This is a genomic window from Mycobacterium sp. DL99, assembly GCF_004762045.1.
In the GTDB taxonomy this organism is placed as follows: Bacteria; Actinomycetota; Actinomycetes; order Mycobacteriales; family Mycobacteriaceae; genus Mycobacterium.
Genome location: NZ_SJOM01000007.1, coordinates 814,616 through 827,312, shown reverse-complemented (window position 1 = coordinate 827,312; position 12,697 = coordinate 814,616). Strand labels below are relative to the sequence as shown.

At 65.4% G+C, this 12,697-nt stretch carries 9 protein-coding genes; 3 read left to right on the top strand and 6 right to left on the bottom strand.

Going from position 1 to position 12,697, the window contains the following annotated elements:
• Nucleotides 1–258 precede the first annotated feature (258 nt).
• From ctaD to EYZ64_RS04020, 3 genes are all read left to right on the top strand, one after another.
• Entirely contained in the window at nt 259–1,989 is a 1,731-nt protein-coding gene (gene ctaD / locus EYZ64_RS04030; RefSeq protein ID WP_135452015.1) for an aa3-type cytochrome oxidase subunit I, read from the top strand.
• Nucleotides 1,990–2,236: 247 nt separating this feature from the next.
• Nucleotides 2,237–3,049: an Abi-alpha family protein gene (locus EYZ64_RS04025; RefSeq protein WP_286174609.1), complete on the top strand. Its 813-nt coding sequence runs from the start codon at nt 2,237–2,239 to the stop codon at nt 3,047–3,049.
• A gap of 4 nt (nt 3,050–3,053) precedes the next feature.
• Nucleotides 3,054–4,361: a DUF445 domain-containing protein gene (locus EYZ64_RS04020; protein WP_135452013.1), complete on the top strand. Its 1,308-nt coding sequence runs from the start codon at nt 3,054–3,056 to the stop codon at nt 4,359–4,361.
• On the opposite strand, the gene EYZ64_RS04015 is transcribed toward EYZ64_RS04020, so the two are convergent.
• From EYZ64_RS04015 to EYZ64_RS03990, 6 genes are all read right to left on the bottom strand, one after another.
• A complete protein-coding gene (locus EYZ64_RS04015) occupies nt 4,358–5,878 on the bottom strand; it encodes a PucR family transcriptional regulator (RefSeq protein WP_167857700.1) in 1,521 nt (506 codons plus the stop codon). The genes EYZ64_RS04020 and EYZ64_RS04015 overlap by 4 nt on opposite strands.
• A 69-nt stretch (nt 5,879–5,947) precedes the next feature.
• Nucleotides 5,948–7,390, bottom strand: coding sequence for a purine-cytosine permease family protein (locus EYZ64_RS04010; RefSeq protein ID WP_286174607.1), 1,443 nt, complete (start codon nt 7,388–7,390; stop codon nt 5,948–5,950).
• Between the two features lie 5 nt (nt 7,391–7,395).
• Nucleotides 7,396–8,820, bottom strand: coding sequence for a purine-cytosine permease family protein (locus EYZ64_RS04005; protein ID WP_135452009.1), 1,425 nt, complete (start codon nt 8,818–8,820; stop codon nt 7,396–7,398).
• Nucleotides 8,821–8,855: 35 nt separating this feature from the next.
• On the bottom strand, nt 8,856–9,248 hold the full coding sequence (locus tag EYZ64_RS04000; protein ID WP_135452007.1) for a hypothetical protein: 393 nt from the start codon (nt 9,246–9,248) through the stop codon (nt 8,856–8,858).
• A gap of 8 nt (nt 9,249–9,256) precedes the next feature.
• Complete coding sequence (locus EYZ64_RS03995) at nt 9,257–10,882, bottom strand: GMC family oxidoreductase (RefSeq protein WP_135452004.1); 1,626 nt, start codon at nt 10,880–10,882, stop codon at nt 9,257–9,259.
• A 146-nt stretch (nt 10,883–11,028) separates the two neighbouring features.
• On the bottom strand, nt 11,029–12,531 hold the full coding sequence (locus EYZ64_RS03990; protein WP_135452002.1) for a PucR family transcriptional regulator: 1,503 nt from the start codon (nt 12,529–12,531) through the stop codon (nt 11,029–11,031).
• Between the last annotated feature and the right edge of the window lie 166 nt (nt 12,532–12,697).

Genomic DNA, 12,697 nt, shown 5'->3' with positions numbered 1-12,697 from the left:
GGAAACCCGGTTATCTTGCCGGATCGTCATCAAGCTGTCGGCGGGGCAGCGCCACTAGCCCAGACATGTGGGCGGACGTGAAGCGGCGCTTCACACTCCACAGCGCCAGCCGGGGGCCGGACTGCCCGCTGGTGCTGCGTCTGGCGCGCGCCGGCGGCGACCGAGGAGGTTCGGTCAACTCAATTCGCTCGCCAGACTGTCCAACTACTATTTGAGGCGAGATTCGGGAACAACCGGGATGGGTTTTTGGAGGATCTCGTGACAGCCGAAGCGCCCTTACTGCATGGACTTGAGGCCCGCCGTCCGTTCCCGGCGCGCCAAGGCCCCAAGGGCAATCTGGTCTACAAGCTGTTGACTACCACCGATCACAAGTTGATCGGCATCATGTACTGCGTCGCCTGCTTCATCTTCTTCTTCATCGGCGGTCTGATGGCGCTGCTCATGCGCGCCGAGCTGGCGGCCCCCGGCTTGCAGTTCCTGTCCAATGAGCAGTACAACCAGCTGTTCACCATGCACGGCACGGCGATGCTGCTGTTCTACGCCACCCCGATCGTGTTCGGGTTCGCCAACCTGGTGCTGCCGCTGCAGATCGGTGCGCCCGACGTGGCGTTCCCGCGGCTGAACGCATTGTCGTTCTGGCTGTTCCTGTTGGGCGCGACGATCGCGCTCGCCGGGTTCATCACCCCGGGGGGCGCCGCCGACTTCGGCTGGACCGCCTACTCGCCGCTGACCGACGCGATCCACTCACCGGGCGCGGGCGGTGACCTGTGGATCCTGGGCCTGGCAGTCGGCGGCCTGGGCACCATCCTCGGTGGCGTCAACATGGTCACCACCGTGGTCTGCATGCGGGCGCCGGGCATGACGATGTTCCGGATGCCGATCTTCACCTGGAACATCCTGGTGACCTCCATCCTGGTGCTGATCGCATTCCCGATCCTGACCGCCGCGCTGTTCGGCCTCGCCGCCGACCGCCACCTGGGCGCACACGTCTACGACCCGTCCAACGGCGGCCCGATCCTGTGGCAGCACCTGTTCTGGTTCTTCGGCCACCCCGAGGTGTACATCATCGCGCTGCCGTTCTTCGGCATCGTGAGCGAGATCTTCCCGGTGTTCTCGCGTAAGCCGCTCTTCGGCTACACCACGCTGGTGTATGCGACGTTCAGCATCGCCGCCTTATCGATGGCGGTGTGGGCGCACCACATGTTCGCCACCGGTGCCGTGCTACTGCCGTTCTTCAGCTTCATGACGTTCCTGATCGCGGTGCCGACCGGTATCAAGTTCTTCAACTGGATCGGAACGATGTGGAAGGGTCAGTTGACGTTCGAGACGCCGATGCTGTTCTCGGTCGGCTTCCTGGTCACCTTCCTGCTGGGTGGCCTGTCGGGCGTGATGCTGGCCAGCCCGCCGATCGACTTCCATGTCACCGACTCGTATTTCGTCGTCGCGCACTTCCACTACGTGCTCTTCGGCACCATCGTCTTCGCCACCTACGCGGGCATCTACTTCTGGTTCCCGAAGATGACCGGACGTCTGCTCGATGAACGCCTGGGCAAGCTGCACTTCTGGCTGACCTTCATCGGCTTCCACACCACGTTCCTGGTGCAGCACTGGTTGGGCGCCGAGGGGATGCCGCGCCGCTACGCCGACTACCTGCCCAGCGACGGCTTCACCACGCTCAACGTGATCTCCACGATCGGATCGTTCATCCTGGGTGTCTCGGTCCTGCCGTTCGTGTGGAACGTGTTCAAGAGCTGGCGTTACGGCGAGCCGGTGACGGTCGATGACCCCTGGGGTTACGGCAACTCGCTGGAGTGGGCGACCTCTTGCCCGCCGCCGCGGCACAACTTCACCGAGCTGCCCCGGATCCGTTCGGAGCGACCGGCGTTCGAGCTGCATTACCCGCACATGGTCGAGCGGATGCGTTCCGAGGCCCACGTGGGCCGGGACCATCATCGGGTGAACGTCGAGGCCGAGCTCCATTTCAGCTGATGGGTCGAATCACCGACGAGTTCGATGACTTCCCACAGCGATTTCTTTTGGGGATGGGCGTGGTGCTGCCGGGCAGGTGCTTCTCGCGGGTCATCGCCGCTGTACTCGCCCCCGCCCCGACCGGGTACCGTGCCCCATAATCAAATGCCGCCGGCAGCCCGACAACGTCGTGACATCCGGCGCGGACCTTCGCCCCCACGGGCGCAAGCAGCCACTCGAGGGGGATCGACCGGCGATGTCAGACGAGATGACGACGACCCAACCGAACGTGCCCGAGGACAAGCCTGCGAAGCACGGCTACCAGCGCCGGGCTTTCAGATGGGCCACCCCCGTCGGCGACATCGCCATTGCCATCCGCACCCCGCGCAACCCCCGCCCGCTCGTGCCGAAGCGCTACGACCCCTTCGGAATCGCCGATCGCGCGCTCGATGCCGCGAAGACCAGCATGAAGCTGGCCGCCTGGGGTGAGGAACAGCTGGCCACCCTGGTGAAGAACCGGCTGGAGGCCATCGATTCGGCAGCGACTTCCAGGCCGGTGACGATCGCCACGCCCGAGGAACCGACGTCGGAATCGCTCAACAACAAGATGGACCGGTTGCTGGACCGCGCCCTGGACCAGAGCACCACCGGCAGCCAGGTCGAGCTCTACCACCGCCTGCTCGACCAGTTGGTCGCCGACGAAGCACGGATCATCGGCGCACTGTCGGAGGGCGCGGCTTCGCCGCTGGTCAACGTCTATACCTGGACCCGGGCCCGGACCCCGGGGCAGGCCGTTCTGGAGAACGCCTGCCTGATCGGTCGCACCGCCAATGTGGCGTTGCCTGCCATGGTCCCGCAGTACGTCGGCCATCTGCTGTCACTGGGTCTGGTTGAGACCGGTCCAGAGGATCCGTCGCAGAAAGCGGAGTACGAGGTGCTCATGGCGGAGCCCATGGTGTTGCGGGCGATCAAGAGTGCGTCGCGCGGTCCCCTCACGGCCCGGGTGGACAAGCTGACCCTCACGCTGTCAGGCCTGGGTCGTGGCCTGTGGGAGGCCGCGGTGCAACGGGACGGTTCGTAACCGCATGAGCGGCAGCGAGACATTTCTCGCGATCCAGACCTGGCAGGAGATCAAGGCAGATTTCGGCGTCAATTGGCTGATTTATCTGTCCATGCCGTTCGTCGCCGCCTTCGTCGGGTGGAGCACCAAGATCGTCGCGCTGGAGATGCTGTACCGGCCGATGGAGTTCAAGGGCATCGGCCTGTTCGGTTGGCAGGGCATCGTGCCTCGCCGCGCGGGCAAGGTCGGGTCCAAGACCATTGAGCTGCTCACCCAGAACCTTCTGAAACCCGAAGAGCTGCTGGAGAAGGTCGACGCCAGAGAGGCCGTCGACACTTTGCGCGAGCCGCTGACCCAGGCAGTCGACGAGATCTCCCGCGACATCGCCGAGCAGATCCGCCCCGGGCTGTGGGATTCGCTGCCCGATGCAGCGCGTAAGGCGATCATGTCGCGCGTCCACGAACAGACGCCGAAGATCGTGGAGAAGATGCTCAACGAGATGCGGTCGGACCTGAACCGGTTCGTCGACATCCAGTACCTGGCGGTCACGACGCTGGTCCGGAACAAGGACAAGCTCAACAAGCTGATGCGCGGGCTCGGCGACAACGCGATGGCCTTCGTGCGTCGCAGCGGAATCTATTTCGGGCTCGCGATCGGCGTGGTCCAGATGGTCGCGTGGGCGTTGTTCCAGAATCCGTGGATCATGCCGGCCTTCGGCTTCGGCGTCGGCCTCATCAGTGACTACATCGCGCTCAACATGTTGTTCCGGCCCGTGCAGCCGACGAAGTACCTCGGCTTCATCCCGTTCCAGGGGTTGCTGCATGCCGAGCGCGACAAGATCACCGCGGACTACGCGCGGATCCTCGCCGAGGACCTGTTCTCACCCGAGATCCTGTTCGACGGCGTGCTACGCGGCCCGGGCTCCGACAAGCTGTTCGCGCTGGTGGGCAAGGAGGTCGAAGCAGCCATCGATGCGCAGACCGGCATCGCGACCCCGCTGGTCAAGTTCGCCGTCGGCACGCAGCGCTACAACGCCTTCAAGGACAACATGGTGAAGATGGTGCTCGAACGGCTCCCCACCACGATGGTCGAGGCCCAGGACTACGCCATGCATGCGCTGGACCTGGAGAAGACCATCATCGACAAGATGGGGCAGCTCACCAACGAGGAGTACGAGTCGATCCTGCGGCCGGTCTTCAAGGACGACGAACCGACCATGATCGCCGTCGGCGCAATCCTCGGCGGCGTCGTCGGCGAAATCCAGGTGCAGGTCATCGAGCACTTCGGCAATGACCCCGAGGCCATCGCGCTGCGCACCCTTCTGCATCACTAGCGATCCCCGGCCGGACCACTGCCGCCGGCCAGCAGGTCGCGGGACTGCAGAGCCAGCCAGAGTTGGGCGATGTCCGCGGTATCGGACAAGCGGGCGCCGGTGAGCTCCTCGACCTTGTGCACGCGGTAGAGCACGGTCTGCCGATGGACGTTCATCGCGGCCGCCGTGCGCTGCCACGACCGTTGGTTGGCCAGGAACGCCTCCAGCGTCTCGACGAGGCCGGTCCGGTGCTGGGCGTCATGCTCGATCACCGGACCGAGCCAGCGTTCCACCATCGCCCGGGCGTCCTCGACACCGCCCATGCCCACCCACGATGTAGCGGTGCCGTAGCGCACGACGGGATCCCCGGTCCGCTGCGCGGTACCCAGCGCCCACGTCGCCTCGCGGGCGGATTCGGCCGAACGGGCCACGGTCTTGATCACCCGGCCCGCACCGACCCTGGCCGTCGGCCCCAGTGAGGCGGCGATCGCCTCGACCGCATCATCGGATGCCGGCACCACGGCATGGGCGACTCCCGACCGGAACGCCGACACATGGGGAATTCGGCGGCGCCACAACGCCACGTGCAGATCCCGCAACCGCCGTTCGTCATCACACGTGACCGAGACGAACATCGATGTCGCCGGGTCCAGCCCCGAGGACACCAGCTGACGACGCCCGACCCGTTGATCCATCCGCCCGTCGATGAGCTGCGCGGTGAGCTCGGCACCCGAGCGCCGGGCGTGTTCGAGCGCGAGGTGGGTCTGGGACAACTCCAGCGCGACGACAGTTGCGGCGTGCTGTATCAGCACACCGTCGAGCGCGGCACCGCCTTCGCGGATGACGGCCAGCACCGCGTCGTCGTGCGTGGGCACCTCCCCGACCAGAACCTCGGCGCCGCCGTCGGTGAGGACCGATCGTGCTCCGGCGGCCAGTGTGCCCTGCGACGCCGTCCGCACCGTCTCTTTCACGTCGTCCGACGGGTGCGGGCCGTCAGGGTGATAAGCGTCTCCGGTGACCCGGTCGCACACGTACACCGCGCATTTCAGTTCCTTTGTCAGGGCGTCGGCGATGCGTGATCGCCCCGCATCGCCTGTGGTGGAGTGGCGCAGCGCGTCATAGATGCGTGCCGTCTGCATCAGCCGCTGGGACTGCTCGAGCAGGGTGGCCTCGGCGACGGCGCGCGAGATCGCCACGAACGGCATCGGATAACGAATCCACAGCACCGGCAACTCGAGACGCTCGCTGGCGCGGGTGAACCGCTGGGTCAGTCGCGGGCAGAACATGTCCTCGCCGATGGCCAGTCCGCTGGCCCCCACGCGATGGAGTTCCTCGAGCAGATTCTCCTGGTCGTCCGCCGCTGCCGGGAACGACATGCCGTTGGTCATGAGCAGTTCCCCGGCGCTGACCCACTGCCACGGCTCGGGCAGATCCGACGTGTGGGTCCAGGTCACCTGTCGATCCAGTCCGGACTTGCCGGAATGCAGTCGCAGCTGCAGGTGCGGCATGTCCAGCAATTCGCGCACCGTGATACTCACATGCCAACCGTATCGACTCGACGACACATCGGGTAGCGCCATCAGCCAGATCCGAACAGCCCGACCCGATTACGGATTGCCCACCAGGGCTGCATCCCTGGCCTTGCGATGGGCCTGCGGCCCGAATACCGCGTACAGCGTGGCGGCCACGATACCGCCGGCCAGCCAGGACAGATCCAGTCCGCCCAGCGCGCGGGCTCCGAAGCCCTGCATGACGCCTGTGGTCCCGTACATGAACATCCAGGTGGACACGATGCCGGCCGCGAAACACCCCATCGTCACCCAGTTCACATCGGGCAACCGCGGTGACCCGATCGGGTCGAACAGTCGCTGCGAATCGAGACGGCCCTTCTCGATGAAGAAGTAGTGCACCAGCATGATGCCCGCCCAGCTCGCCACCCACGCCACGATTGAGGCCAGCCAGGTGTCGAGCACGGCGGCAAGGCTGGACTGGAAGATGAAGAAGACGATGGCAAACAGAGCCAACACACCGACGAACACGTTCAGCTTCCGTCGGTGCACCTTGATATCGAGGGCCTGAGCGGATACGGAGAACGAGTAGATGTTGAGGATGTTCGTCGCGATCGGACCATGAATCACCAAGAACAGCACCGGTATCGCCAAGGCACCGTAATTCTCCACGATCAGCTTGCCCGGATCGACCGAACCATTCGTCGTCGCCAGACTCGCCCCCAGTACGCCGAGCCAGACCACCGGGATGAACTGGCCCAGCACGCTGGCCAGATACAACCGACGCTTCGGCACCGTGGTGCTGACGAACCGCGAGTAATCACACGCGTAGGCGAACCAGGTGATTCCCCAACCAATTCCGATCACCGTCATCACCGCGGACATGGCTGCGACGCGTTCGCCGCCGTGCAGCACGTGGCCGGCGGGCCCGGCGTACGACCAGTCGATCGGTAGGTGAACCCACGCCACCACCGACATCAGCACCAGCACCGCCAGGGTCGGTGGAACCGTCCACCGCTCGAACCTGGCGATGGTCCGATAGCCGAACCAGGCGATGGTCACCTGGATGGTCATGACCGCCGCGGCGACCAGGATCTTGGCCGTGATGTTCGGCGCGTCCGGATCGACCAAACCGAGGCGGCCCAGCAGTGCCATCACCAGATCCAGCACGATCCAGGTGTTGACCGCACACCAGCCCACGGCAAGCGCCGCCTGGATGGCGGCCGGCACATAGGCGCCACGTCGGCCGAATGCGGCCCGGGACAACACCATCCCCGTGACACCGGCCTGTTGGCCCATCACCACGAACACGCCGAACAGCGCCATCCCGACGACGTTCCCGGCGATCAGGACGATCAGTGTGTCACGCAACCCAAGGCCGAGCCCGATGCCGAGCGCGCCCAGCACCCAGTTGATGGGCGCGATATTGGCGCCGGCCCAGATCCAGAACTGCCCTGAAACTCGTTTGGTGCGGACCGATTCGGGGATCGGTTGGAGAATCTCTTCGAACTCGTGGATATCGGCCTGCGTGGTGGTTGTCACGGTGATCAGCGTGCGCTCTCGGTCGCGAGCGCAGGCTGCAACTCTTCGACTTGGCGTGCCTGCCACAGCTTGATCAGGCCGAGGTAGATGAAGAACGTCGCAACCGTCCCCACGATCCACGCCGTATCGATGCCACCGATCTTGCTGGCAACCACGCCCTGATAGAACGCCGTTGACATGAACGGGATTTGGACGACGAAGCCGAGGAAGTAGCTGAGCACCGCCGGGACATTGAAGGCACCGTAGCCACTCTTCGGATCGCTGAACGAGGCCGGGTCGTAATGCCCCTTCTTCACCACGTAGTAGTCGATCAGGTTGACGATGCTCCACGGAATCAGCAGATAGATCAGGATGCTGATGAAGTTGGAGTACTGCACGAGGAAGTCGTCAGAAAATCCGATGGCGGCGACGAAGACCACTACCGCGATCGCTGTCGCGGTGATGTTCCTGGCCGAGGACTTCGGCGACCACTTCAGTTTGAAGGCCTGGATACAGGTCAGAGTGCACAGCGACGATCCGTACATGTTGATGACGCCGGCGTCGATCGCGCCGAAGAAGAACACGAGCATCACGAACACGAACAGTGGGCCGGGCATGATGTGCGACAGACTGGCCAGTTGGGCATCGGATCCCAGGCCCGCAACGAGGAGCGCACCGACGATCATCGCTCCGGCAGCGCCGAGGAGCGTGCCGAAGTACGTGTACCAGAAAGCGGAACGGGGGGTGGTGGACGACGGCAGATAGCGTGAGTAGTCCGAGACATAGGGCGCGTAGGAAAGCTGCCAGATCCCGGCAACCGATGCCATGCCCAGGAAGCCGGTCCAGTTGAAGGCGCCACCGCCGCCACCACCGATGTCGCCGACGCCACCATGCACCGCAGCGACTGCGGTGTAGCCGAGGGTGAACAGCAGGGCGAGACCCGAGAGCCAGACCATCACCCGGTTCATCCGCAGAATGAGCTGGTAGCCGACCACCACGGTGACCAGGGTGAGACCCGTGCTGACGGCAAGCGCCACAACGGCATTCAGCGATGGGAAGACCGCCAGCAGGGTCTGCTGTGCCAATATCATCAGGGAGACGATCCAGCCGACATAGGCAAGGATGACGACGACGATCACCAGCAGCGACCCGTACATCCCGAACTGGGCGCGCGCCTGAATCATCTGCGGTACACCGAGGCCCGACCCCTGCACCGAGTGCAGCGCCATGAACACCGCGCCCACGACGCTACCGAGAAGGATCGCGATGATCGTGGATGTGACGTCCAGCTTGAAGATCGTCGGTCCCAGAAGACCCGTGACCACGGCCAGCGGGATGATCTGGACGGTAAACCAGAACGAGAAAAGGTGCCTCACCTTTCCGGTGCGCTGCGATTCCGGCACCGGCTGGATGGTCAGATACTCGACCCTCGGGGCACTGTCATGCGACATGAGATACGTCCTTGTCTGGTGGGTATCGGGCCGGATCAGCGGATCGTGAAGCCGCGGTCGACGACGCTCTCGAGCATGTCCACATAGGTGTCCATGTCATCGCGCGCCGGCCGTGGTGCGGCGTCGTAGGGCATGGCAGCTTTCACGGCCGGGCTGAGGAAGTAGGCCCCCGCCGCCAGGACGGTCAGCGCTTCGAACTGGTCCGGCTGCTCGGCGGACAGGCTGTCCAGCGCAGCTTCGGGATCCTTGCCTGCGCTGGAGTCCAGCGCCGCGGTGAGCGCGCCGACGAGGTCGGGCCGGTAACCCAGGACCTGGTCGAGCAGCGCGCCGGACACCTCCGCGGTGGTGGCCGACGGCATGGTGTCACTTGCGGGGATGAGGGTCTCGGCCAGAGTGGCAAACACCTGGCGCTGTTCGGAATTGAGCATGACGGTCCTCAGAATGCAGTCGGGATGCTGGAGCGGGTCTCGGCCAGATGCCGCATGGACCGCAGGGCGACCGCCATGATGGTGGCGGTGGGATTCATACCGGTCGACGTGACCATGGTGCTGCCGTCCACGATGAACAGGTTCGGGACGTCATGTGTGCGGCACCATTCGTCGACGACGGAGGTGGCCGGGTCGGTGCCCATCTTCGTGGTGCCCAGCAAGTGCCAGGCACTGTGCCGAACCACCGGAACCGGGTGCACGTCAACGGCTCCGGCGGCCTCGTGGGCCTCGACCGCCCGCGCGACGTTGAACTCGAGCATGCGCTGGCAGTTCTCGCCGATCTCGTAGTGGATCTTGGCCGCGGGGATGCCGTCGGAGTCGGTGACATCGGGATCCAGTGTCACGGTGTTGGATTCGTCGGGCAGGTCCTCGGTGGTGATGCCCCATTCGGTGTAGCGACCGAAGGTGCTCGCCAGCCGCGGATGGAAGTTGGCGCCGAAGCCGTCGCGCCAGTTGTCGCCGGGCTCCCACAACGTCTGGGCCAGCGGGCCACCGGTCGGCATCAGGTTCCACTTCGCACCGCGCACGAATCCGCGGTCGGTGTCGGTCTCGTAGAACTGCAGGGACTGAATGGCCTGGCCGGCCGGGCCGAGCCAGGTCTCCATGTCTTCGTCGTATGCGCCGTAGACCGAGGCGTAGGGGTGCGTCATCAGCCGCTTGCCGACCAGGCCCGACGAATTGGCCAGGCCGCCCTCGGCCGAGTTCAGCAGCAGCCGGGGCGTGCCGATTCCGTTGGCCGCCACCACGGTCACCCGCGCGGCCTGATGCTGCAGCATGCCGTCGCGGTCGATGTACTCGGCACCGGTCGCCAGTCCGCGGTCGTTCGTGGTGATTCGGCTGACCCGGGCTCCGGTGACCAGCTGCACCCCGAGCTTGATCGCGTCGCGCCAGTGGGTGATGTCGGTACTGGCCTTGGCGCCGACGGGGCAGCCGGATTCGCAGGCGCCGTAGCGCATGCAGGCTTCCTGGTTCTTGTACTTGCGCGAGGCGATGGCGTTCGGCGCGGGCCACCAGTGCCAGCCCAGCTTGTTCATTCCCTTGGCCGCGACGAGGCCGTACTTGCCGATCGGCAGCGGGGGCAGCGGGAAGGTGTGCGGGTCCGGATAGGCTGGGTCGCCTTCCAGTCCGGACGCCCCGATGTGGTGGGTGACCTCGTCCAAGAACGGCCGCAGATCCTCGTAGGTGAACGGCCAGTCCTCGGCGACGCCGTCGAGGGTCTTGACCCGGAAGTCTGACGGCATGGGGCGCACCCAGTGTCCGGAGAACATGATGGTGCTGCCGCCCACACCGTTGAACATCAACGGTTCGACGGGGCTCTCAGTGCTGTCGATCGGATAGTCGGCGGAATTCTGCCGCACGTTGGGGCTGGCATTCCACTGCTTGAGGCGGGTGAGCTCCCACTCCGGCTTGCCGGCGGTGAAGTCGTCGGGCAGGTTCCAGTCGCCCTGCTCAAGGCAGACGACCTTGAGTCCGTGGCGGGCCAGTTCGAGGGCCGCCACCCCGCCGGAGGCTCCGGCCCCCACGATCAGGACGTCGGGTTCGTCATGGATTTCTCGGGTGTTCACTCGTCGCACTCCAGGTCAGATGGGCTGCTGTGCGAATAATGATGCGTGCGTCACACCTTGGAGGGCGAGAATTGATCCGCACAAAGTGCAGGACCCGCCTTGTGCAGGCGCACAAACACTGTCAACGCCCTGTCAGTTTGGGCTGATCAGCCGCCTCAACGGGACATGTGCTGTAACCGGCGGGCCGCAATGGCGACCGCCAGGGTGGTCAACTGCCCGGGTTCGTCGAGGTCGACCTCGAGCAGCCGGGCCACCTGGTCGAGCCGGTAGTAGAGGGACTGCCTGCGGATGTGCAGGCGTTTGGCGGCCTCCGCCTTGCTACCCGCGCACGCGATCAGCACTTCCAGGGTGCGGACCAGCTCGCTCCCCTTGGCTCCGTCGCTGCGTTCCAGCGCGCCGATCTGGTCGTCGACGAATTGGCGCATGGCATCGGCGTCACCGTGGTGGGCCAACAGCCGCTCCAGCACGAGTGCCTGCACGCCGATCACCGGGCCGGCCTCCCTCAGCCCCTGACCGAGCCGCAGCGTCTCACGCGCCTCCACCATGGCCCTGGGCAGCAGGTCGATCTCGCCCACCACACGACTAGCTGTGGCGCACAGACGGTTTCGTGGAAGTCGGGCAACGCGCGCGGCCTCGCGCACGGCATCGAGGACTTCGGTCGACGGCACCCCGGCGGGCATGGCCAACACGCCGCACAACAGACCGTCGACGAGGCCGAAGATGCCGTGGCCGACCTGACCCATCAGGGCATCCGCCACCGAGGCAACCGATTCGACGCGCTCCGGGTCGATCGCGACGCATACGTAGCGTTGGCCCGTCGTCGCGATGCCCGCCGCGCGCAGCCGCGATTCCAGCGCGCTGTGTTCGACGGGTTGATTCGCCACCAGCTGATCGAGCACCAGCTGCTGCGCCCGGAGCGTGCCCGCGATGCCCGTCTGCTCCCGCATCAGGCACAGCCCCAGCACCGTGGGCGCACGGTCGAGCACGGCGGCGCAGAGCAGTTCGGGTACGCCCTGCGGATCCACCGACAGCCGGCCCCAAGCCGTTCCGTCGACCATGACCGGCACCTCGGAGCGCTCGGCACCGGCGCCGTCGCCGGCACTGGACTCGACCATGACGCGTCCCGCATAGTCGCTCAGCCGGGCCGACGTCCCGAGCATCGAGGCGACCTGATCGATCAGTTCATTCAGGGTCGCGCCCCGGGCCAGCGCTTCCGACAGCGCCCGCGACGTCTCGTCGGCGTAGCGCAACCGCGAGACCGAACGATTGATCAGCTCACTGTTGACCGCCTCGGCCACCTCGGTGAACCGAAGGGTCGGCGCCAGCTCGACCACCGTGAACCCCAGCGGCAGCGCCTCCTCGACCATCTCCGGCGGTACTTGCGCGAATGTCCTTCCGACCTCGAAGAACAGCCCGGCCACGCCTCGCTCGGCCAATCGCCGGACGTACAGCCGGCGACCGGCCTCGCCCACATCGATGAGGCCGACGCCGTTGGTCAACAGCACTTCATCGCCGCGCAGCAGGCCCGCGATGTCGTAGAGGTCGGTGGAATGAACCCAGCGCACGGGGTGATCGAGGTTGTCGCCACCGCTGAGCACGGCGGGGCCGGCCGACTGCAACGACGGGTGCGCCAGCACGTCTCTCACGGTCAAGGACATACGACAGTATGACCTATGACAGCCGCTAAACGTATGACAATACGTCTGTTGTCGCGGGGCAGGCAGCGGGGCATTCTGGTCCACACGGGACCAAGGAACGTGCGCGCCGGCCAAACCGGCACCAACCGCTCCGACCAAATATGTTGCAGCACAATCTAATTACCAC

Bases quoted from the DNA above. Each gene is read 5' to 3' on its own strand.
- EYZ64_RS04000 (WP_135452007.1), bottom strand. From the start codon at position 9,248: ATGCTCAATTCCGAACAGCGCCAGGTGTTTGCCACTCTGGCCGAGACC.
- EYZ64_RS04020 (WP_135452013.1), top strand. From the start codon at position 3,054: ATGAGCGGCAGCGAGACATTTCTCGCGATCCAGACCTGGCAGGAGATC.
- EYZ64_RS04025 (WP_286174609.1), top strand. From the start codon at position 2,237: ATGACGACGACCCAACCGAACGTGCCCGAGGACAAGCCTGCGAAGCAC.
- EYZ64_RS04005 (WP_135452009.1), bottom strand. From the start codon at position 8,820: ATGTCGCATGACAGTGCCCCGAGGGTCGAGTATCTGACCATCCAGCCG.
- EYZ64_RS03990 (WP_135452002.1), bottom strand. From the start codon at position 12,531: ATGTCCTTGACCGTGAGAGACGTGCTGGCGCACCCGTCGTTGCAGTCG.